The sequence below is a fragment of the Fructilactobacillus sp. X8R4C1 genome, assembly GCF_059900905.1.
Window position 1 is genome coordinate 67,998 of record NZ_JBWXVJ010000001.1, and the last position, 23,352, is coordinate 91,349.

Below are 23,352 nucleotides of genomic sequence, written 5' to 3' on the forward strand. Positions count from 1 at the left end.
TTTACACCTTTACTTGGACTTGAATGCAAGTAAAGCGTTTTGTCGAAAAGAAAAAACAACCAAAGATTGGTTGTCTTAAACCGATTCATCTTCAAATTTTGCCATCCAGTACACGTCATGGTAACTTCCGTTAACGTAAAACTGGTCTTTGAGCGTTCCTTCAATCTTAAACCCAAACTTTTCGTAAATGTAAACGGCGGGTTTGTTTTGCACGTCGACGTACAAGAAAATCTTGTGGAGGTTCAACGTCTCAAATCCATAGTTCACACAGGCATCAAACGCCGCCTGGGCAATGCCGTTGCCAACGAATTCGTCACCAAGCGCAATCTCAATCTCAGCGTTTCGATCGCGTGGATTAATATCAATCAACGCCACGATTCCAGCAAACTTGCCTTTGACGTCAATCGCAAAATTGCGAACGGCCGGATCATTGTTCTCACGTTCGTATCTTTCGTTAAGGGACGACACAGAAAGATACGGTTCGGTGAACCAGTAGTCCATGGCGCGTTTATCATTAAAAAGTTCGTGGAGCTTGGGTAAATCAGTTTTCTCTAAAGCACGTAATTTCATTCAAAATTCCTCGACGATCTTTTATTAGTGCCTAAATCTTATCAATCTTTATTCACTTTGACAATTTATGAAAAAGAAACAGAAGTAAAACAAATGAACCCATAAAGTCGACTTTTGGTCCGACTCTATGAGTTCATCCCGTTTCTAATTATTAATATTGATTATCATTTTGCTTTATCAGGGTGTCCCTGCAAGTAGATGGTGTGGGTATTTAAGAATTCATCAATTCCATGTTTACCATCGTCGCCACCAATTCCAGATTCTTTCCAACCAGAATGTGAACCATTAATGGCTTCGAAGTTGTAACGGTTAATGTAGGTTTCACCGTCTTCGAGTTCGTTTGCGGCCCGATGAGCGTTATCCAGATTCTCGGTAAAGATTGAGGAAGTGAGGCCAAAGTCACTATCGTTAGCCATCTTGATGGCATCACTTAGAGTCTTAAAGGTCACAACCGGGAGAACCGGTCCAAAGATTTCATCTTGAATAATCTCAGAATCCTGTTTGACGTTCGTGATGACCGTTGGTTCGTAGTAAAAGCCACCTTCGATGTTCAACTTGTGACCACCAGCGGTAACCTTGCCGCCAGCTTCAACGGCTCGGTCAACCATTTTCGAAACTTTATCCAAAGCTCCTTGGTTAATCAACGGACCCATCCCAACGTTTTCGTCCTTCATCGGATCGCCAACCGTGATTTCTGACATTTTCTTCGATAATTTCTTGGTGAATTCGTCGGCCACGTCTTCTTGGACGTATACTCGTTCACAGTTATTACAGATCTGACCATTATTATCAACTCGGGAATCAATGATGGATTGAACCGCCAAGTCAATATCAGCATCCTTACATACAATGGCGGGAGCTTTTCCACCGAGTTCAAGTGACACTTTGGCCAAATGGGTAGCGGCACTCGTCATGACTCGTTTCCCTGATTCAACCGAACCAGTCAGACTGATAATGCCAACCTTTTTATTCTTTGACAATTCGTCGCCAACAACCGAACCAGGTCCCGTGACAATGTTAACAACACCCTTGGGAATGCCAACTTTTTCAACGATCTTAGCGAATTCAAGTGCTAAGTTAGGGGTGTCAGAACTTGGCTTCATCACAATGGTGTTCCCGGTGACTAGTGCTGGACCCATCTTTCTGGCAATTAAGAAGAACGGGAAGTTCCATGGTAAAATGCCGGCCGCAACGCCAATTGGTTGCTTTTCAATCATGATACTTTCGTCTTCGTTATCAGATTGAAGGATTTCTCCCTCATAGGTTCGACTGGCACTTCCCATGTAGTCAAAGTAATCGGCTGAGAATAGGATCTCAGTGGTGGCAAGTGACTTAATCTTGCCCTGTTCTTCTTGAAGCATGTAAATCAAATGGTCTTTTTGTTTACGAACTTCGTTTGCGACCGCGTGCAAATACTGACCACGAGTGGCAGCTGGAACCTTCTTCCATGATTCTTCGGCTTTAGCTGCGGCATCGATAGCCGCTTTCGTCTCTTCCTTACTAGCACTAGGAACGGTTGAGATTGCCTGTCCCGTCGCTGGATTGAGCACCGTTAATACTTTTCCTGAATCCGAATCTTTAAATTCTCCGTTAATGTACATTTGGTAATGTTTTAATTCAGCCATAATATGATGCTTCCTTTCAATAACATTTAATTTCAACAATCATGTTAAAGTGATTTAATCAACCTTATTTTCCGGGTTGGTAGTCCTTATCAATTACTAGTACCGGTTTAATCGTCTTTCCGCTGATGGAATCAGCATTGGCTTCGTTGATTTCATCAAATGGGTAGAACTTCTCGGTCTTATCAAAGTCGAACATGCCTAATTGGTAAAAACGAATTAAACGGGGAACGTCGACTTGCGGGATCGAATCACCCATGTTAACACCGACAACCTTGCGATCACTGGTACAAAGGTCGTTCCAAGTATCCAAGTTAATGTGCTGGTCGGTGACGGCAATCGTAGCCGTTGTTCCGCCTTGAGCCAAGGCTTGAATCGAACTTTCCATGACCTGTTTAACACCAGTGGTATCAACGGCGTAGTCAACTCCGTGCCCATTAGTTAATTTCTTGATGGCTTCAACGGGATCCTCGTCTTTACTGTTGATGGCATCAGTGGCGCCGAGTTCCTTGGCCAACTTCAAACGGGAAGGAACGATGTCAACGGCAATCACACTGGTACATCCGGAAATGCGACCAGCCATCATGGCCGCCAAACCAACGGCTCCAGTCCCAAAGACCGCAATCGTTGAGCCGGGCTCGGGCTTTAAAGTATTAAAGACCGTTCCACTACCAGTCACGTAGCCACAACCTAATGGTCCTAACTTTCTTAAATCGAGGTCCTTTGAAACCTTAACGGCGTTTCGTTCACGAACCACCGTGGTCGTGGTAAACGATGATTGGTCAAACATGTCGGCAACATCGTGCCCATTTTCGGTAAAGTGCGCACTGCCGTCGGGACGAACCCCCGATAGGTTATTGGCCGCATAGTTTAAACATTGAGTGGGAATTCCCCTTAAACAGTTAATGCAGTTTCCACAACCATAAAATGACAGAACGACGTGATCGCCGGGCTTAAAGTCTTTTACTTCCGAACCAACCTGTTCGACAATCCCAGAACCTTCATGACCCAGAATAATTGGATAACCAATCTCGGCCGTGCCCTTTCTCAAGGCTTCATCTGAGTGACAAATTCCAGTTGCAACCATGTGAACTTGTAAATCATCTGGTTGCATTTTGGCTAATTCGACATCATCTTTGATTTCGAATTTGCCATTTTTCTTATTAACGACCGCTGCTTCAATCTTCATAAGTAAACCCTCCCATAATGTAAAATTGTTAATTATTGAGCAATTATGATCAAAGAAAAAGCTGATTTCATTAATCAACAATTGATTTTTTAAACTCTTTTCTATTAAACAGGATTGGAATTTTCGAAATGATTGGTTTGATCTGTAACCGCTTACAGATTGTTATACTCGTCTTCTAAAAAAATTCAAGTTATAACACATCAAAATCATAATTATCTAAGAAATTATTCTTCCAAACCCTTGTGTTTCTAGTAGAGTCAAAAGCCAAAAAAATTCCCCAATATTGTGATGGAATAAACTTTAATTATGTATAAAAAAGAGAACCCAAATAAATGGATTCCCCTTACTTAATTATTTAATTTTTGCTGGATTCAAGATTGGCTTCTCCCAGAAATCAAGCGCACAAATCGAGTTAATAATGTAATAGATGTATTTGCCAACGTTTGCGAAGTTGCCCTGCACGATGGCTTTTAGTAACTGGATCAGATTGTAGACGAACCAGTACTTCCACTGAACGGTCAGTTTCATGGCGTTTAAAATGTTCGCAGTCAGCGACAAATCAAACGCAATCACAACAATCCAGAATAACAAATGCGTGTAACCATTAGGCCACCCCACTAAATTGGCCGCAAACGAAAATATGAGACTCAAAAGTAAAATGCTGGTCATGACGACCCACTTCTTGATTCCCGTATACGGTTTGGTCGCCTTGTACTTAGCGGTCTTCATCCACTTATTAATCGCAAACGTGTAGATGATGAAAGTCACCGGATAGGTAACGACCGCCGCTTTATTACCTAAAACGTAGTCAATAAAGCCGGACAACACCACGTTAATGATGCCAATCACATTGCCGAGGTTATTCATTCTCCCAGTTAAACGCGTTGAATAAATGGAGAGGACGGCGTTTACGATCGAAATAATTCCAAACGGAACAAAGACCACCCAGGAGCCCCAGTGCGTGACGTCTGCCAGATTCTCCGTCAGATAACCACTCGCAATCGACGCAATCACCACGATTGCGACTCCAACTAGGTCAAACCATCGACTTTTTGCTAATGCATGTAACATTATGAACATCTCCTCATTGTTTTTAGCGAGGCGTATCGGAAGCAACCCTCGTTATTTAGTTTTTTGTTACAAACAATTGAACGGCTTGATTATAACACCATTATCATTACTAGAAGCCAAATTTTGAACGTAAAAAAAGACAACCCGGATGGATTGCCTAATTAATCTAGTTCGATTTGCTTTGACTATCTTTCGCTGTTTCTTGATGCTTATTCTTAGAACTATCTTTATTCGTAAAGTGATTAATGACCATGTGTAAAACAATAATAAACAGGATGGCACCAACTAGGACGCCGACAATTCGCTTCAAACTACCGTTAATGATGTACATCCCACCAACAATATAAATAATTGACTGTGGAATTGACCCAATCACAACCGCCAGAAACAGTAGTTTGCGTGATATTTTGAACCGTGAAGCCGCGTAACTAATTAAATAAACGGGGAAGAACGGGATGGCATAACCAATACACAGAATGATAAAGGGATGCTTAACGTTACTAAAACTCAATTCTTTATCTCGATAATTACTTGCGATATTACGGACGGACTTAATCAACTTAACACTGCATAGTCCACCAAGGGTTAACCCAATTAAATTAATAAAAAAGCCCAAAACGTTCCCGAAACAAATACCGGCTAGCACACAGATTACTTGATAAGGAACAAACGGTAACAGCGTCGCAAACGTTAAAACAATTAAAAACAGAGCCGCATCAATGACCCCATGCTCATGAATTTCTTTGACGGCCACGCCCCTCTGACTCGGATCAAAAAACATCCGAATCTGTGGAAAATAATCTTTAAACAGAATCACTAATCCAATAACAACGATAATCGCTAAAAGACAGTATACGATTTTCTTGTTTTCTAATTTTTTTATGATGATAAACTTCCCCTAACATTAATTGAATAGGGAGATTCTAACACATGTCACGAAACGATAAAACCGATTTTACAAAATTAAATTCGATAATGCCATTTCTTTTCTGACTTTCATCACTAGTCTATAATCAATCCTAATAGTCACATTCAAGGAGGTATTTACTTTGCACATTGACACAAAATTAATTCACGGAGGCATCACTGGTGACAAGGAAACGGGAGCCGTTTCCGTCCCGGTCTATCGCGCCTCAACTTTCAAACAAACTAAGCTTGGCGGGAATCCACGCTGGGAATACTCACGGACGGCCAATCCGACCCGGTACGCCCTTGAAACCCAGATGGCAGAACTCGAAAACGGAACCGCTGGTTTTGCCTTTAGTTCGGGGACTGCTGCCATCAACACCATCCTCTCGATGTACTCCAAGGGTGATCACATCATTGTCGGCCAAGACCTGTATGGTGGGACGATTCGTCTAATTAATCAAGTAATGAAACGTTTCGGACTTGAGTTCACGGCCGTTGACATGCAGGATACTGATGCCGTTGAAGCTGCTTTTCAGCCCAACACTAAGGCCATTTACTTTGAGACCCCTACGAACCCACTGCTGACGGTAGCCGACATTCATAAATTATCCGAAATGGCGAAAAAACACGTTGCCAAAACCATCGTTGATAACACCTTTGCGACCCCTTATAATCAGAACCCGTTGGATTTGGGCGCTGACGTGGTGGTTCACTCAGCTACAAAGTATCTCGGTGGACACAGTGACGTCGTGGCGGGCGTTGCCGTTACTAACGATGACCAGATTGCCGAACAGTTGGCCTTCCTGCAGAATTCCATCGGTAGTACCCTTGGTCCTGATGACAGTTGGTTGGTTCAACGTGGCATTAAGACGCTGGGTGCTCGCATGCGGGTTCACCAGGATAACACCAATGCGATTCTTGATTTTCTCAAAAATGAACCCAAAGTTGCGAAGGTTTACTATCCTGGTGATCCTGACAATCCGAACTACGAAGTGGCAAAGAAACAGATGCGTAACTTTGGTCCCATGATTTCGTTTGAACTCCAACCAGGACTTTCAGCGAAGACGTTTGTCGAAAGTTTGAAAATCATCACCTTGGCCGAAAGTCTTGGTGGTGTTGAAAGCTTGATCGAGGTTCCTGCGGTCATGACCCATGGTTCCGTTCCAAGAGCAGAACGTTTAAAGGACGGAATTGCTGACGGTCTGATTCGTTTGTCAGTTGGGATTGAGGATAAGGAAGATTTACTGGACGATTTGAAGCAGGCGTTTGATAAAATTTAGGAAGTAAAGAACTAGCATATTTAGATACGAATATGCTAGTTCTTTTATTTTGCCGAACAATATTTTTTAATCATGAGGTACCAAATTAACTTATATTGACAATTATTCTAACTTCGGTAAAATTATTAAAAAACAAGGAGGAAGTTATGAATTTATCTAAAAAGTTTGTAATTCCAATTCTTTGCGTAACAATGTTGTTTATTCTAAGTGGATGTAAGAATTTCTCGTTAAATAGCTCCGGGAAAGATTACTTAAAAGTATATGATGCAAATAACAAAGTTATTGAAACGGCAAAGGGTCATAAAAGCACTGATATTCTTTCAAAAATAGATAAAAACTATAATTCAGTAAAAAAAGAAAGGGTTCCTAAGGATGCTAAAGTAAGCTATAAATATGTAAGTCATGAAAGCAAACACAATATTAAAACTTCTTTGACCGTATATTCAAATTATAAGATCGCAAAAGTGAGCGGAATTCCAATGATTGGAAATGGCATTATCCACTTAAATCAAAATGAATTTAACGAATTAAATAATCCTAATAAGCTAATTAATAAATACTAATAAAGTTAATTATTGGAAACGATAAATTAACGGGTCGCTTTAATATCCATATATAATAAAAAAAGCTAATCATCACTGATTAGCTTACCCAAATTAACGCACCTGAAATACGCGCTTGGAAGAGATGCGCAATATCTCTTCCTTTTTTATTACACTATTATTATATGTGATAAATGCATAAATGTCAATCCAACTTTTTTTACTCCCAATCAACCTCAATCTGTTAAACTGAAACCAAATAATTAATGGGAGGCATATTATGACTAGAAAAATTGGAGTCATTGGTGACGGTCACGTGGGATCAACGGTGGCAAATTACATCGTTGTGAACGGTTTCGCCGATGACTTAGTAATGATTGATAAAAACGACGCCAAGGTCAACGCTGACGCAATTGATTTTCGGGAGGGCATGCCTAATTTACCCTTTCACACCAATATCATTGTGAATGATTACAATGCTTTAAGGGACGCTGACGTTGTTATCTCAGCCCTTGGTAAGATTAAACTGTCAAATAACGACAGTGACAATCGTTTCGCCGAATTATCCTACAACATCGAACAAGTCAAAGAGGTCGCACCTAAGATTCGTGATTCTGGTTTTAATGGCGTTCTAATTGCCATTACCAACCCGGTGGACGTGATTACCCAGTTGTACCAACAAATTACTGGTTTACCAAAAAAGCACGTTATTGGAACGGGAACACTCCTAGATTCTGCCAGAATGAAACGTGCCGTTGGTGAAAAACTAGGAATTCACGCTCAGTCACTGGTTACAACCTTGGTGAGCACGGTAACTCCCAATTTACCGCATGGTCGACCGTTCGGGCTCTTGACCAACCAATCGAAAAGTTAGCCAAAAGTCGTCATCTTGACCTCGACACCTTAGACCAGGAAGCGCGCCACGGCGGTTTTAGAGTAATGCAAGGTAAAGGCTACACCAGTTATGGGGTGGCCAGTGCTGCAGTACGGCTCGCCAACACCGTTCTCTCTGATGCACGCACCGTTTTGCCAGTCTCAAACTACCGTTCCGACTATGGCGTATACTTCTCCTATCCAGTTGTAGTTGGAAGAGACGGCATCATTGAAGATGTCCCACTTGATTTAACCGATGAAGAGAAAGACAAACTCCAAGCTTCCGCCAACTTTATCAAAAAGAACATTGAAAAATATAATTAAGAAATAAAAACACACCATAACCACTAGATTTTCTAGCAGTTACGGTGTGTTTTAATACTGTCAGCAATTAAAATCGCCACAGCAGACGTAATAATAAAAAAGCCAATCATAGTGGACTAACTCACCTATGATAATCGCATCCAACTTGCGATGAGAAAAAAGTTAGAGATTTCTTCTCGTTTTTTATTATATGGAATAAATGGTTGGGTGTCAATTTAAATAAACTCACTAAATCGTGGCACTATAATCGTTCAAATCAATTACTTTATCGTATCTAGCTAAATCCTTCTGACTATAATGGTGAATAATTTCTATCAGGGTTTTATCCGACTTCAATAAAATATTATGAATCTCACTGGCTGTCTTTTGATCTAATGCCGAACTAATTTCGTCCGCCAGAATCACAGGTCGATCCGTGTATAAAGCTCTTGCGATTCCGATCCTTTGCTTTTCACCACCAGATAAATTAATTCCATTACTACCAAGCATAAAATTCATTCCATACTTTTTTACCACATTAGTCAGACCAGCTTTAGAAATAACTTCATTTATATTAGTTTTTGATTTTTTTCCAAAGGTAATGTTGTACAGGAAACTATCGTCAAAAATATAGGTATCCTGGCTAATATACCCAAACAAATCTTGAAATTTACGTATGTTATGGAGATTGATCAAACAACTATTAATAGAATATTCTCCATGAGATTGAAATTGATCATTTAAAATTAATTTAAATAAGGAAGACTTCCCCGAACCGGATTCACCAATAATAGCTACTTTTTCACCATTTTGAACGTTAAATGTGAGATCCCTTAAAATCAGCTTATTACCAATGGATAAATTAACGTTGTTCAGCGTCAGTTCATAAAAACGTTTTTCATCATTTAGATTGTCAACTTCAACTGGTTTCATCATACTTTCGACTTTTGATTTAATGTCTTTAGTCGAAATAATCTGATTCCTTAGCTGAATGATATCCATACTTGGCCCTGTAATCGTGTTCGATAACTGAACTACAGCAAAGAAAGTTGCTAATTGAAGATGACCACTAATAACTAATGCAATTCCAAAAACAAACGGAATAACTAGACTAAATATCATCCCCGAAAATTCAACGATCGTGTTGGCATTACTGGTGATGAAATTAAGACTAAAAAGTGATTTTTCAAGTGTATGAGTATCAACTTGATTCTTTTTTGCCGCATTCTGCTCACCATTGTAAATCTGTAAAGTATCCCTACCATCGATTAAGTTCTTTATGTTATTTAAATAATTTTTACTAGCTGAAGACCACAACATAGAAGCGCTTTTGATACCATTTTGCGTAAAATGAGAAATAACCATGGGCATCAAAGCCCCGATGACAAATAAAAGGGTGATTTCCCAACTTAAGAGTAAAGACGATATGGCTGAAAAAATGATTGAATAGCTATATTTCATGATTTGCAACTCAGAATTAATCCCATTAGTTTCTAATAATTTATAATCATTCGTCAAAAAACTAAGATATTTATCACTATTCTCATGAGAGTAAAGCATGTTATTAAATAATTTGGACCTTACATTTTCATTAATTTGTTGCTTAGATTTGGACTCAAAATAATTTCGACAAATCGTAGCGACAAACACAATAATGGCAAACACGGTCGCACTGATAGCGAATCTTGGAACACCATCTAAGTTTCTTTTAGTGGCAAATGCAATCAGAGAACTAATTACGTAAGCAATGATAATATTATCAAAGCTTCCAATCATGGCAGTGATGTTTAACAATATTAAGTTAGTTTTAGATTCGTAACGTAACATGGAGACGACCTTCCTTATTAATGTAAAAGGTGTGTAAAATATTTATTCTAAATAAAATTAATTCCAATATGCTTTAGCCAACCTGATGATTTAAATATCATTGCTAGATTTGTTTTAAAAACATTAAAGCTACTAACATCACATAATGACGTATATAATATCAATAAAACTAAAGCAAAAATAACAAACAAAATAATGATTTTAAATTCACTTATTTTCATATTAATATTCCTCCAATTATTTATTAATTATTAGTAGAAAAGAGATTAACAATGGAACTCTCTAAAAAATTAAAACATGCTCGTATGAAAAATAATTTAACCCAAGATTACGTTGCCAAAAAATTAAATGTTTCTAGAAAAACCGTTTCCAGCTGGGAAACTGGACGTCATTATCCTGATGCCGAAACTTTAGTTGATCTTAGTGACCTTTATCATGTATCAGTTGATAATTTATTAAAAGATAACGTAAAAACTACTAATAATCAGACGGTTTCAAAAAAGCATTTTAATATTTCCACTATTTTTTATTACGCAAACATCTTATTTTTGCTGTTAAGCATAATGAACTTGTTTAAGCCCTTTCATCTTCATTTTGAATGGGTAACCCCATTCTTAGTAATCAACCTTTGTTGTTACATTGTTACTTATCATAAATGGATAACAATCACTAAAAATAAACATAATCTAATGAAAATTGTTCTAGTTTCAATCATCTTCTTTTCAATTACTCTTTTAGTCGGGATGATTTCCATCGAGCCAGGACTATCAACCAAATATGCAATTCCAGATACAATCGGCGTCTTCATCCATATCTTTACAATGACGATTAGTTTCATCGTAGCGTTATATTTTAATTAGTTTTTTTCATAACATTATTTAGAAGTTAGTTCATTGTATAATTATCTGAGAATAAATTACCTAAAAATTTGGTTTTTGGCATTTCTAACAAATCATCTATTATCATCTTTGGTATAGCAAATGCACTTAAAAATCCATTTAATATGGAGCCCGAATTCTCACTAATATAATTCCTAGTAATAATTGAATTTCTATCTTTAATTGCATCATTAATGAGTTCATTATAATTATTTTTTGTTATCAGATCATCGGTATGAAGTAAGAATGAATAGCCACCATATGTCATTTTTATTGATGGATAATTTAAAAACAAAGACTTCATTAAACTTATTTGTAATTCAAAATCATCTGCACAATTAATAAAAAAATCAATATTCGACAAATCGACTAGTTTAGCCAATTGATTATATGAAAATATTTTTTTATTAATTGTAGTTATATTTACCTTATTGCAGTATTTTTCATCAATCACATTAACTTTATATTTTCCAACATCATCTAAAGAATAGTTTTGCGCTTCAATATTTTTTTCTTCTATCTTGTCCCCATCCACCAATATAAAGTTATTAAAACCTAGTTTAGATAAAGTTTCTAGAAGATAACTACCACCTGTACCTAACCCTAAAATTAGTATCGATACATTTGATACAATTCTTTTATAATCTGCAAAAGTAACCCCAGGATAAGAATCAATAAACCTACTTAATCTAATATCATTAGTTGATATTTTACATGATAATTTGTATACCCATTTATTATCTACGAAATAATTAAATATATCTTCGAACTCTTTATTAGATAAAAATGTACATTTATCATTTAATCTTTCTTTGTCCATCGGACAATTAAATGATTCAATGAATTTAAAAATTTTAACGTTATCGTCTGCTATAATTTCTTTTTGCAAATATGGATTGCCATAATAAACAAATAAACGATTATGATTATTTAAATACCAGCCAATCTGTTTCATAAAAAACATAATAATACCCTTTCATTACATAAAAATAATAAATGAGCCTAGAAAAACTTTCCTAGGCTCATTTATACTAGTGTGCAATTAAACACCAGTTTTCACGAATTGCTGATGATGACTTAACAGTTTGGATATGCATTTAAAACACCTCCCATCTTTAGAAGTTATTATTTACTAGAATTATTTGAATTAGTATTCGTCAAATAATTCTTGTTTATCATATTATGTAATTACTAATGAACCAAGCTCCCATCACGTAACACTAGATAATTATTGTCTACTAAAACGTTACATTTACATTAATTAACTCATATAAAATAACTAATTAGTGGTCTAGCATTGTAAGACAAGTTACTAATTAAAGATAATAAAAAATAATTGTTCGCTAATTTTCTATTATTAACGAACAATTATTATATTTTATGACCCTTATCATAAATATGATTTTTATTATCTTGATAAACTATAATTTTTAACTTTCTTTCACGAATATCAACTTTGAAATTTTCTTCAACAATTTTTTTAGTATGGTTGGGATTAGTGCTTGAAAATATATTTACTACATCATAATCACTTTTATATATTTTTTTAATTACTTTACTTACCCTTTCAATAAAATTCTTATTATACATTCTAGAGCTTATATCTTCATGAGGATTATTTATTTTAACTGTATAAGTATCATACTTTTTTATATTTTTACCTAATTTTCCGTCAAGAGAATAAGTATCTTCAAGACATAAATTAACTATTTTCCCACTCACACCCTCTACAAAATTGACTTGAACTTTGGCCTCAGAACTATCAAGATCTTTTAAATCTACTCCCCAATATGATGATTTATATATCTTAAATTGTACCCAGATAGGTATGTTTTGTGTGTTAATTATATTATATCCACATAAAAATCCCATCAATGTAATTAGCCAGTATGGGAAATTCAAATATCCAATTCCATTTTTATGAAACACTTTATCTTTATTACGTTTTTTCAAACATAAACAAATTGCACTATTTTCTACCAAAAAAAACGCAGGGACAGAAAACCATTTTGGAAAAATAGCAATAAAATTAACTATACTAACTAACATAACAGGCAGAGCAGCCATAATCTTTATCCACAAACTTCTATTAAAAAAACATAATATTAAAATTATAAAACCTATAACATAACAAATAATAGGAAGTAAAAGTTCATTCCAAAAAAAATTCCAAAAATCATTTGACATCATTTATTTTTCTTTCTGCTATTATGGTTCAATTCCATTACCATACCAAACGCCTGTAATAACAAATAGTTCATAAAAATATAACCATTCATATATCCATGGAAGGACATTTTTCGTTAACAATAATTTACGATCGTATTCGTCATAATAATAATATAAGCATAAATTAGCAGCATGCTTTTCAGTATTATAGTGATACATATGTGGACACCTTTCATTACTATATGGATATTCTTTAATTCCATATGCCCAGACTTCAAACTTACCGCCAATTTTATAAAAAAAACTAATTTTATATGAATTACTACTTGAAGTAGGTTTAATATTGAATATTAATTTAAAGTTTTTTTTCTTATAATTTGAATTTATATATCCTTTTCCATTAGTAACTTTTTTCAAATCTTTGAATTTAGTTATCATGCTAGCTAAAGTTTCTTTTTTATTTTTAATCATCTATTAATTCCCATAAAAAGTATTTTTAGGAACATTCTTATTCTTTGGATCGCCCAATTTTATACCATTTTCTTTGCTAAAAGATATATTACCTCTGGATTGTTGTAATTTATCATTCTCACCCATTCGTTTAAATGCTTCTTGAGCAGGCATCCCAATTGACTTAATAAGTCTATTAGCAAATTCTATTTTAGTCTCAGACTCACTTTGCTTTATCAAATCTTCATATAACTTTTTTGTCCAGTCAATAAATGCTTGTTTACGATCAGGATGTTCAATCCATTTGTCTGTAAAATTTTCATCACTTTCAACCGGATTACAGATACGATAATTGCCATTACTATCTTTGTGATCATACAGATAAATAGGAATTTGAATAACAATATTTTTAATAGAAGAAAATAAATCTTCATTTCCGTCATACAAATCTGCAGCAATCGTCGTTATTAACATAGATATAGGTTTTACTTTATTTTTATCTTTCATACCTTCAAAGTAAACATTTCTGTGATACTTTAATATTTGAACAACTTTTTGAAGATTATTCCTATATGTATAATCAGGAAGTTCTTCAATACTTGCTGTAAATTTGTCCTCTCTTGATGAAAAATTTTTAGATTGTTTCCCTTTCTCTTTAAACCAATCCTGAAATCCCTTAGGATTACTCCTTAAGAATTCATAGTCATTATTACTTCGCTTATTAGTAATATATATAGTTTTACCAGATATTTTTCTGGCAGGAACAACATCAATATGCGATTTATTATAGGTAATTGTCCATGCCCGTCCTTTTTCATCAATCTTACTACTATATCTATCACTAGCTTTTAATGCTTTGCCAATTGAAAGTTTAATTTTAGATGGCTCACTATTAATATCATTAAATAAAATTACAAAATCAACATCAAAATCATCATTTTCTGCATTTAAAGGTTTTATAGTGGTACCCAAGCTATATGAACCCTGTGGAAACATTTCTACCTTGTCATTACCAAAATAATCATTTAAATATTCGGTTAATGTATTAAATTTTTGTTTAATACTATCTTTGGCTGTCTTCGATAATTGGATCGTATCTGATAAATTATTATAAAACAATGAAAGTTCTCTAGAATTTAGCATTTTAATATCCCACCTATTAATTATTAATAATTCACATATTAATAATATAACAAAACATAAAACACTTTAATTTGAATATAAAACAATTCACTAATTTTCTTAGTTAAAATACCATAATATAAAAAAATGATTGCCCCACCAGGCAATCATTTTATTTTACATTTATATGAGCAGCCAAGGACTTGAACCTCAATCTCACGAATAAAGAATTCGTTGCTCTAACAAGTTGAGCTAGCCGCTCGCAAGCAAAACTCAATTACATTTACTAGTATAATGCATATTAGCACGTCCGACAACACTTTTTGCAGTCGATTAATGAAAACTTCATAATTTTAATTACTAGCGACGATGTCGATTAAACTTCCTGATTTGCAGAATTAAGTAGACTAACAACAGAAGGATAACCAGTAATTCAATCGCGCCCATGACCATCTTCATCACATTTACTGGATTGGTCGATTTGTAAACGACGGGGACACTCATGGAACTGTTTGGTAATAAGTCTAATTCATTTTGAGACGCCTGGATGTTAACCGTTCCAACCCTCTCGCCCTTCGTAATTGGAGCAAGTGGCGTTTTGAAAACCCTAGAGTGGTTGGTAGAGACAAAGTCTGTCTTTAATTTTTCACCCTGCGGTAACCAGTACGTTTGAGGTGCAGTCAAGCCAATTTTAGTTTTAGGATTTTGTCCGTTAACAACGTTGACGGTTTTATTTTTAATCACGTTGTCACCAATCGTAATTGGTTCCAGGCTCTGACTGATTTGATTGAGCATTAATTGAGTTTGGGCGAAACGCTGTTCCTTAGGGGCTCCCAAAACGACGGTAATCACGCGGTCGTTGTTGCTGGTACCGGTTCCCACAAAATTCTCGCCAGCGGTATTACTGGTTCCCGTCTTTAATCCGTCAATCTTGAATGGATTAGTTTGGCCCAGAAGTAAGTTAGTGTTCTTGTGCGTCTTTCCATCCCATTCCAATGTGGTCATTGAGGTAGTCTTTAAGATTTGCGGGTATCGAGTAATTAATTTCTGTGACAATTGAGCTAATTCCCTAGCTGACATCGTATTCTCAGCGTCATCACTTAGTTTAGGATTCTTTAGCGCGCCTAAATCATGATTAGCCAATCCACATGCGTTATAGAATTGCCCGTTCTTAATTCCCAATTTTTTGACTTCTTGATTCATCATTTGACCGAAGTCGTGGTTAGGACCTGCCAAATATTCGCCAAGTGCCATGGCAGCACCGTTAGCAGAACAAACCAGACTCGCGTCGTACAGTTGTTTAACCGTGTATGATTGACCAGCTTTCAACGGAACGTTGGTAAAATCACGTTTCTGACTCAAATTAGCAACTCCAGCGCTAATTTTAACCTTACTGTCCCACGAGATCTTTTTTGCTTTTATTTGGTTTAATACAATATATGTAGTAATAAGTTTACTAACGGATGCGATCGGCAACTCTTGGTTAGCGTTTTTGCTATAAATGATCTGGCCGCTGGTGGCATCAACGGCAATGGCACTTTTGGCCTTTATGTTAATTTCATTCTGTGAAATGGGCGGCTGTTTGTTACTAGCATCGACCGTACTAGGATTGAAGATCAGCGGCATGATTAAAAACACCAGCGAAAATATCACGCTCAGCGCCAGTAATTGATGTTTTTTGCTTTTCAAAATTAAATGACCTCTTTTTATTAAATGATATTTTTTGTAGATAACACTTATACGTCTATTGTACTAAATTAGTAAAATAATCAAAATATGGCATTAAAAATAAAAAGCCAATCATCACTGATTAGCTCAATCAAAATATTTCGTTATTCAATATTGATAATTAGTTCCACCACAACATCATATAAACAATAGTGGCAAACGCAAAGAAAATTCCATTAATTACGTACGTTTTCTTGGTTGGATAACACAAGAAATCGATTAAGTTCAGAATTAGGATAATGGGCAACCCAATTATCGTAAAACCACTCACAATGGAATCAATAAATTGTGGCATTTTCATTCCAATCATGATCAAACCAAGCAGCAACGCGGAAACCACATAGATCAGGTTGATGATAAGCATCCCAACTGATGCGTACTTATTGTATTTAGTGGAACTTGGTTTACCCTTTTTAAACAAGACGTTATAAAACAAAGCGTAAACTACGGCGAACACCACCATTCCGTAGATTAAAATAATCCAAAACATGGCGGGACTAAGGGTGAGGCTGGTCTTAATGTTTAAAACCGCAAACAATTCAGGAAAACTACCGAAAACAATCAAAGCCGAAAGCAATGGTGCCAAGATAAACTTACCTAATGACTTAAGAAATCGCATATAGACACTCTTCTCTCAATTAAATTCAATCCTTAGGTAAATTATACTATAAACGAAAAAAATACCAACTAACTCCCGTTTGGAATTAGTTGGTATTTTACACTATTAATTAAATTAATTTCTTTCTAATGTATCCGGAACAGCCATCAATTACCATGACCATGATGACGATCCCCAACAGGATGATTCCTACTCTCGGCCAATTCCGAGTGTTCAATGCCATAATCATTGGCGCCCCGATTCCGCCAGCACCAACCAAACCAAGGATTGAAGCAGCTCGAACTGAAATTTCAAAGCTGTACAAAGTGTATGAAATCAAAGCCGGTAGGATGGTCGGCCATGTGGATAGTGCGAAGACCTGTGGTTTGCTGCCGCCAGCCGCCACGATGGAATACTCCGAACTATGATTCATTTCCTCAATGGATTCTGAGAAGAGTTTCCCAAGCATCCCGATGGAGTGAATCCCAAGTGCCATGACTCCGGCAAAACTACCGGGTCCTACCGCTTTAATGAACATAATGGCTAAAACAATTTCGGGGAAAGCTCGAATGGCGGTCAAAAGGAAGGTTCCCACCTTAGACGTTACGTTGTACTTGCTACTCTTACTATGAGCGGCAAAGAAGGCAAACGGGACACTGATGACGGCGGCAATGATGGTTCCCAAAAATGCAATGGCAAGCGTCATAATCAGCTGGGAAATCAGGTCTTCTCCACTACCATTGTAGATATAGGACCAATCGGGATGAATCAGTCCCATGAAGATGGACTTGGAAACCGTGCCAGCCGATTCCTGAATCTGACTAAATTTCATGTCAGAGAAACACCAGCCATAAATCAAAATGATGATGATTGCCCAAACGATCCAGCTGTAGCGGTCCCATCGTTTTTGTTTTTCGTTAATTTTTGGAATGGTCACTGTAGTTTCCTCCTCAAGTAATTACTAAGGATGTCAATCACCAGAACCGTTACGAAGGTTGCCAAAATTACAACCGCCGTCTCGGAGTAGTTGAATTCATCGATGGTTTGTTGAAGGTACAGCCCAAGTCCTCCAGCACCAACGTATCCTAAGACGGTTGAAGAACGAACGTTAACTTCCAACGTGTACAGGAAGAAACTACAAAATTGACCCGCAATCTGGGGAATAATTGCCAAACGAATAATCTGAAGGATGCTGGCACCAGAAGCTTTCATGGCTTCAGCTGGTCCCATATCGACCGTCTCTAATACTTCATAGAACAGTTTAGAAATCATCCCAAACGAGAAAATGGCAAGGGTAATCGTTCCAGTCGTTGGACCAATCCCAAAGATGGCAACCAAGATAGCTGCCAATAGCAGTGATGGTAACGTTCTGACGATGTCCAGTACGAACCGAGATGTGCCGTGAATAACCTTACTGTGGTCAAGGTTCCGCGCAGCCAGAAACGCGGCAGGAATCGCAAAGACGGTTCCAATCGTGGTTCCAAGGATTGCCATCTGAACGGTCTGAACCAGTGGGTCCCAGATAAAACTAAAGTACGACCAATCCGGGTTACTCATTTGACCAATCAGAACCCCAAACTGGGCGATGTTCGAGATAAACAAGCTGGGATCAACCCCACAAATTTTCATGGAGTAAATAAACAAAACGATCAAAATGGCAATTACAATGATGCCCTTAACGTGATACTTTTTGACAAAGGACATCTTCGGCATGTCGCTAGTGTGCATTAGCTATTGCCTCCTTCGTAAATCGCCTTCAAATCTTCTGGAGTAGAATCAGCCGCTGGCTTGTCGAATACCAATTTTCCATCCCGAATTCCAACAATTCGGTCCGCAAATTCAAGTGCTAGTTCAACTGAATGGAGGTTCACCAGAACAGTATCGTGATCCTTGACGTTTAAATTCTTCAAATCCTGCATAACTCCGTGACTGGTCTTGGGATCGAGGGAAGCAACGGGTTCGTCAGCTAGAACCAAATCAGGCTCCTGCATCATTGTTCGCGCGATGGCAACCCGTTGCATTTGTCCACCAGAAAGGGAGTCCGCCCGATCGTATAATTTTTTGAGCATGTTAACGTGGTCCAGTGATCGAACGGCCTTCTCCTTGTCTTCTTTACTGTACAAACCGAGGAGTGTCTTCCAGATTGGATAGTAGCCGACCCGTCCACTTAAGACGTTTTTTTGAACCGTAAGTCGGTTCACGAGGTTGAAGCTCTGAAAAATCATCCCAATTTTTCGGCGAAAATGACGAAGCGCTTTTCCCTTCAATTTAGAAATATCAGTCCCATTGATGATAATCTCGCCGTCACTGATATCTTGCATCCGATTAATGGAACGAAACAGGGTGCTTTTCCCAGCACCTGATAGTCCAACAACGGCGATGAATTCACCCCGTTTGACGTTAAAACTAATATCATCTAATCCTTTAATACCACTAGGATAAGTTTTGGTAACATGATTAACTTGTAAAATATCCGAATCGCTCAATTTAATCCCTCTCGCCTATTCTTTGGTTTTACTAATCTTGTTGGCTTGGTCCATATACGAATGAAGTTGCTTAAATTCTGACTTCTTGTACGGAACGTAGCCCTCTTCTTGATAAATCTTAAAGATAACGTCATGACCTTCTTTAGTCTTCGCCATGTTCTCGTAGGCCTTGGCAATCTTCTTCTGCCACGACTTCGACATGTCACTTCGACAAGCAACCACGTCATTTGGAATAGCTTTAGTCGTGTAAATAACCTTGGTATCCTTCATAACGTTCGGATTGTCCTTTTGGACTAAGGTTTGAGCTCCTTGGAAAGTGAAGGCAGCATCGTTGTTCTTGTTTAAAACGGACAGTACAGCTTGATCATAACCGTTGATAACGTCGGTCTTGATGCCATCCTTGTTAATATTAATTCCGTGTTTCATAAGCTCAACGACCGGGTAAATATAACCCGCCGTTGAATTCGTGGTACCAGTGGCAATCTTTTTGCCCTTTAAATCGTTGATGTTGTTGATACCACTATCTTTTCTGACAACAATTGTGGAATAAAAGTGATCTGATGACTTATTAGTGAGTTGCAAAGTCTTCGGATCGCGTGCTTGGCGCGTCGCTTGAACGAGGGGAACCACCTTGTAATTCTTTTGCGCTAAGACAAAGTCCCCAGGATTCATTTCAGAAACATCTAATGTCTTTGAACCCATGGCCTGAATAAGTGAATTCCCGTCAGTTGAAACCTTGACCGTAACCGGGATATGAAGCTGTTTTTCTAACTGTTTGGCGAGTGGCTTGGCTTCTGCATTGGCCTGCCCAGCGTTCACTGACGGAGTAAAACCAACCGTCAATTTCTTTGGTTTGTAGTTACTAGACTGTTTCCCACATCCAACTAATCCAACCGACAAAAATGTAAGTGCAGCACCAGCTGTGATCCATTTCAAAGCTTGCTTGAGTTTCATTACGAGTCCCTCCCAAAAAAATTGTTGTACCAGACAAATTAATCATATCATGATACATACATTTTTCAATAAATATCTTTTAATTGTTCGTATTTTATTTAAATATGCATTCGATATATCCTTTAATTTCCAATATATTAATTAATTAACGAATATTAATAATCAGTGTAATTAGAGCAAACAAAAAGGGCAACACTAATAAGTACGGGTTGTCCAAGTATGAATTTTATTTAATTAAACGGATACCAAAATCGACTGCCATTGGTCAAAAGGAAGATAAATTCAATTAGAATTAAAGTAACGGATATCCCTAACGCAATCCAGTCAATGATTGCCATTTTCTGTGAACTATACCAAGAACGTTTCTTTTTTTCTCCAAAGCGTCTCAAATCCATCGCATGGCTGACTGTGTCAATTTGATCCAAAGCGGAAAACATTAATGGAACCATGATGCTAACGGCCCCCTTTAAACGATGCCATAACGACATTTTCTTTGATAAATCATACCCACGAGCCTGCTGAACTTTACTAATCGTATGATATTCAACTTGAACATCAGGAATATAACGTAAAGCTAGGTTAACAGCATAAGCAATCCGATAAGAAATTCCAATTTTATTCAAACCAGCGGCAAACTCACTTGGATTGGTCGTCATCAAGAAAATAAGTGCTAGTGGAAGTGCAAATAAGTATTTAGAAAATACGATCGTTTCATAAAACAACTGTTGAAAAGTCAGTGCATACATCCCACTCCCAAGTAGAACCGTCTTACTCCCAAACAGATGAGTTCCATATTGAGGCGCAAATACATAAATCAATATTAGATTCAAAACGGCAAAAAGGGTAACGACCCAAACCAGTGCTCGAACTTCTGACCACTTAATTTTAGCAATATATAAAGCAAAAATCGCAACAATACTCAACAGAATTAAATAACGGAGGTCAAAACTAATTGATCCTAAAATTGTTAAACCCAAGAAAATAATTAATTTCGTGGTTCCAGTTAATCGATGAATAACTGTTTTACCGGGATGATACCCAAAAATATTATTATTCATCTTGCGCCTCCGAGTCATGTAGTGCTTGAAAAATTTGTTGGTAAACAGGCAAATTAAATCTTTGTAATAACGTATGAATGGTGGTGGGTTTTAAATTAGCAACTTTCATAACTGATTTATTTTTCAACAATTTGTGAGGAGTTGTGTCCGCCAATATTTTCCCATTAACTAAAGCCACAGTACGATCAGACAAGAAACTCATTAAGTCCATATCATGAGTCACAAATAAAATTGTCAAAGAATATTCTTTCTTCAGTCTCAAAATTAAATCAACTAGCTGCTTTGCATGCTTAGGATCTTGTCCAGCCGTGGGTTCATCCAGAACTAGGACTTTAGGTCTTAAAGCCAAAATGGAAACAATAGCTAGCCGTTTCTTTTGGCCAAAGCTCAAACTACTTGGCGGCCAATTTCTCATGGTATATAATCCGGCAATTTTCAGAAGTTCATACACGGTGGTTTTAATTTTTGACTCATCTTCTCCTCTTAAACGCAAGCCGTCAGCCACTTCATCAAACACAGAGTTCTTAGTTAGCATGTAATTAGGATCTTGGGTCACATATCCGATAACGTTAGCACGTTCAGTAATTGACATGTCTTTTAGATTTTTGCCTTCTAATGTTAATTGACCACTAACATCCTTTGAACTGATAAAGCCAGTTAAAATATTAATTAAAGTTGATTTTCCAGATCCATTTTTACCAACCAAGGCCACTGTTTCATTTTCATTTAAATGAAAATCCAAATGATCGAATAGTAAATGATCGACATCATATCCAAATTGAAGATCCTTCACGTTCAAAAGGGTCTTTTTATTTTTAAAATCCTTTCTTTTCGGAAGTTGGTCAATATATGCTGCTACATTCTGCTCTAACTTAAGACCACTCACTGACTTAGGTGATAATAAATTATCCATGTCAGATAAATTCAAACCAGCATTTGCAAGAAGTTGAACATAACCTGGTTCATCTAACCCATATTGAGGCAAAAGCCGAGCACGTAAAATTTCTAGTGGTGGCAGATCATGCTTAATTTCTCCATTGTCTAAAATCACTAATCGGTCAAGGGGATGCTGCAACACTTCTTCCAAACGATGTTCAATTAAAATGATTGTAAGTCCATGTTCCGATCTTAATTTGTTTAGCAAATTTAGCATATCTTCACTACTCTTTTGATCCAAACTAGCTAATGGTTCATCTAAAAGAAGAATCGGACTATTATCGATTAAAACTCCAGCAATAGCAGTTCTTTGCTTCTGTCCTCCAGAAAGAACGTGAGGCGATAAGGTAAGTCGATTATCTAAATCAAGTTCTTTAGCCCACTCTCTTACTCTATCATGCATGGTTTTGGAATTTACATAATCATTTTCTAAAGCAAAAGCAATGTCCTCAGCCACGGTTAATCCTACAAATTGTGAATTGGTGTCCTGTAGTACCGTCCCAACGTTTAATGATCTTTCAAAAATACTTTGTTTGTTACACAATTTTCCATTAATCCATATTTTTCCTGATAATTCACCAGAATAAGCTTGTGGAATAAGTCCACTGACCAACCGTCCTAATGTTGATTTTCCTGAGCCAGAAGGTCCGACAACAACGATCAGTTCACCTTTATTAACGGTTAAATTAAGGTGTTTTAGGGTTGGTTCTTTTTGAGCTGAATATTTAAAATTAATATCTTGAAGTTGTAACATTGGCTGTTCTGCTTGGCTAGACATACTTATCCT

Annotated in this window: 22 protein-coding genes, 1 tRNA gene and 1 pseudogene; 4 read left to right on the top strand and 20 right to left on the bottom strand. The window is 36.9% G+C overall.

Annotation, left to right across the window (positions count from 1 at the left end):
* Positions 1-75: 75 nt before the first annotated feature.
* The 5 genes from AC6UDA_RS00320 to AC6UDA_RS00340 all read right to left on the bottom strand — a co-directional run bounded on the left by AC6UDA_RS00320 (position 76) and on the right by AC6UDA_RS00340 (position 5,269).
* Complete coding sequence (locus AC6UDA_RS00320) at positions 76-570, bottom strand: GNAT family N-acetyltransferase (RefSeq protein WP_500710307.1); 495 nt, start codon at positions 568-570, stop codon at positions 76-78.
* A 164-nt stretch (positions 571-734) separates the two neighbouring features.
* Positions 735-2,195: an aldehyde dehydrogenase gene (gene aldA, locus AC6UDA_RS00325; RefSeq protein ID WP_500710310.1), complete on the bottom strand. Its 1,461-nt coding sequence runs from the start codon at positions 2,193-2,195 to the stop codon at positions 735-737.
* 64 nt (positions 2,196-2,259) lie between these two features.
* Entirely contained in the window at positions 2,260-3,381 is a 1,122-nt protein-coding gene (locus AC6UDA_RS00330; RefSeq protein ID WP_500710313.1) for an NAD(P)-dependent alcohol dehydrogenase, read from the bottom strand.
* 351 nt (positions 3,382-3,732) lie between these two features.
* A complete protein-coding gene (locus tag AC6UDA_RS00335) occupies positions 3,733-4,452 on the bottom strand; it encodes a nicotinamide mononucleotide transporter (RefSeq protein ID WP_500710315.1) in 720 nt (239 codons plus the stop codon).
* Between the two features lie 166 nt (positions 4,453-4,618).
* Positions 4,619-5,269, bottom strand: coding sequence for a TVP38/TMEM64 family protein (locus AC6UDA_RS00340; RefSeq protein WP_500710317.1), 651 nt, complete (start codon positions 5,267-5,269; stop codon positions 4,619-4,621).
* A gap of 232 nt (positions 5,270-5,501) precedes the next feature.
* Between AC6UDA_RS00340 and AC6UDA_RS00345 the strand changes: the two genes are divergently transcribed.
* The 3 genes and pseudogenes from AC6UDA_RS00345 to AC6UDA_RS00355 all read left to right on the top strand — a co-directional run bounded on the left by AC6UDA_RS00345 (position 5,502) and on the right by AC6UDA_RS00355 (position 8,380).
* Positions 5,502-6,641 (top strand): trans-sulfuration enzyme family protein, encoded by a 1,140-nt coding sequence (locus tag AC6UDA_RS00345; protein ID WP_500710320.1) that lies wholly within the window; start codon positions 5,502-5,504, stop codon positions 6,639-6,641.
* Between the two features lie 146 nt (positions 6,642-6,787).
* On the top strand, positions 6,788-7,204 hold the full coding sequence (locus tag AC6UDA_RS00350) for a hypothetical protein (RefSeq protein WP_500699722.1): 417 nt from the start codon (positions 6,788-6,790) through the stop codon (positions 7,202-7,204).
* 259 nt (positions 7,205-7,463) lie between these two features.
* Positions 7,464-8,380, top strand: a pseudogene (locus tag AC6UDA_RS00355) (L-lactate dehydrogenase).
* Between the two features lie 228 nt (positions 8,381-8,608).
* Here AC6UDA_RS00355 and AC6UDA_RS00360 read toward each other — a convergent pair.
* Positions 8,609-10,186, bottom strand: a complete 1,578-nt coding sequence (locus AC6UDA_RS00360; protein WP_500710323.1) for an ATP-binding cassette domain-containing protein — start codon at positions 10,184-10,186, stop codon at positions 8,609-8,611.
* A 47-nt stretch (positions 10,187-10,233) separates the two neighbouring features.
* A complete protein-coding gene (locus AC6UDA_RS00365; protein WP_500706058.1) occupies positions 10,234-10,407 on the bottom strand; it encodes a hypothetical protein in 174 nt (57 codons plus the stop codon).
* 51 nt (positions 10,408-10,458) lie between these two features.
* Between AC6UDA_RS00365 and AC6UDA_RS00370 the strand changes: the two genes are divergently transcribed.
* Positions 10,459-11,046 (top strand): helix-turn-helix transcriptional regulator, encoded by a 588-nt coding sequence (locus AC6UDA_RS00370; protein ID WP_500710325.1) that lies wholly within the window; start codon positions 10,459-10,461, stop codon positions 11,044-11,046.
* Positions 11,047-11,071: 25 nt separating this feature from the next.
* On the opposite strand, the gene AC6UDA_RS00375 is transcribed toward AC6UDA_RS00370, so the two are convergent.
* The 13 genes from AC6UDA_RS00375 to AC6UDA_RS00435 all read right to left on the bottom strand — a co-directional run bounded on the left by AC6UDA_RS00375 (position 11,072) and on the right by AC6UDA_RS00435 (position 23,343).
* Positions 11,072-12,019, bottom strand: a complete 948-nt coding sequence (locus AC6UDA_RS00375; RefSeq protein WP_500710327.1) for a ThiF family adenylyltransferase — start codon at positions 12,017-12,019, stop codon at positions 11,072-11,074.
* Positions 12,020-12,435: 416 nt separating this feature from the next.
* Complete coding sequence (locus AC6UDA_RS00380) at positions 12,436-13,251, bottom strand: hypothetical protein (RefSeq protein ID WP_500710329.1); 816 nt, start codon at positions 13,249-13,251, stop codon at positions 12,436-12,438.
* A gap of 21 nt (positions 13,252-13,272) precedes the next feature.
* On the bottom strand, positions 13,273-13,704 hold the full coding sequence (locus AC6UDA_RS00385; RefSeq protein WP_500710332.1) for a type II CBASS E2 protein: 432 nt from the start codon (positions 13,702-13,704) through the stop codon (positions 13,273-13,275).
* A 3-nt stretch (positions 13,705-13,707) separates the two neighbouring features.
* The gene (locus AC6UDA_RS00390; RefSeq protein WP_500710334.1) at positions 13,708-14,826 is read right to left on the bottom strand and encodes a nucleotidyltransferase domain-containing protein; all 1,119 of its coding nucleotides are present in this window, start codon (positions 14,824-14,826) and stop codon (positions 13,708-13,710) included.
* 167 nt (positions 14,827-14,993) lie between these two features.
* Positions 14,994-15,067: transfer RNA gene (locus AC6UDA_RS00395), tRNA-Lys, on the bottom strand.
* Positions 15,068-15,165: 98 nt separating this feature from the next.
* A complete protein-coding gene (locus tag AC6UDA_RS00400) occupies positions 15,166-16,494 on the bottom strand; it encodes a D-alanyl-D-alanine carboxypeptidase family protein (RefSeq protein ID WP_500710337.1) in 1,329 nt (442 codons plus the stop codon).
* A 160-nt stretch (positions 16,495-16,654) separates the two neighbouring features.
* Positions 16,655-17,152: a hypothetical protein gene (locus AC6UDA_RS00405; protein WP_500710340.1), complete on the bottom strand. Its 498-nt coding sequence runs from the start codon at positions 17,150-17,152 to the stop codon at positions 16,655-16,657.
* Between the two features lie 109 nt (positions 17,153-17,261).
* Positions 17,262-18,068 (bottom strand): phosphonate ABC transporter, permease protein PhnE, encoded by an 807-nt coding sequence (gene phnE / locus AC6UDA_RS00410; protein WP_500710344.1) that lies wholly within the window; start codon positions 18,066-18,068, stop codon positions 17,262-17,264.
* Complete coding sequence (gene phnE / locus AC6UDA_RS00415) at positions 18,065-18,859, bottom strand: phosphonate ABC transporter, permease protein PhnE (protein WP_500710347.1); 795 nt, start codon at positions 18,857-18,859, stop codon at positions 18,065-18,067. Before phnE (AC6UDA_RS00415) ends, phnE (AC6UDA_RS00410) begins: the two co-directional genes overlap by 4 nt.
* Positions 18,859-19,623, bottom strand: a complete 765-nt coding sequence (gene phnC / locus AC6UDA_RS00420; RefSeq protein ID WP_500710861.1) for a phosphonate ABC transporter ATP-binding protein — start codon at positions 19,621-19,623, stop codon at positions 18,859-18,861. The genes phnE (AC6UDA_RS00415) and phnC overlap by 1 nt, the downstream gene beginning before the upstream one ends.
* A gap of 9 nt (positions 19,624-19,632) precedes the next feature.
* On the bottom strand, positions 19,633-20,571 hold the full coding sequence (locus AC6UDA_RS00425; RefSeq protein ID WP_500710349.1) for a phosphate/phosphite/phosphonate ABC transporter substrate-binding protein: 939 nt from the start codon (positions 20,569-20,571) through the stop codon (positions 19,633-19,635).
* 230 nt (positions 20,572-20,801) lie between these two features.
* Positions 20,802-21,629, bottom strand: a complete 828-nt coding sequence (locus tag AC6UDA_RS00430; RefSeq protein WP_500710351.1) for an energy-coupling factor transporter transmembrane component T family protein — start codon at positions 21,627-21,629, stop codon at positions 20,802-20,804.
* Positions 21,622-23,343: an ABC transporter ATP-binding protein gene (locus AC6UDA_RS00435; protein WP_500710353.1), complete on the bottom strand. Its 1,722-nt coding sequence runs from the start codon at positions 23,341-23,343 to the stop codon at positions 21,622-21,624. The genes AC6UDA_RS00430 and AC6UDA_RS00435 overlap by 8 nt, the downstream gene beginning before the upstream one ends.
* Between the last annotated feature and the right edge of the window lie 9 nt (positions 23,344-23,352).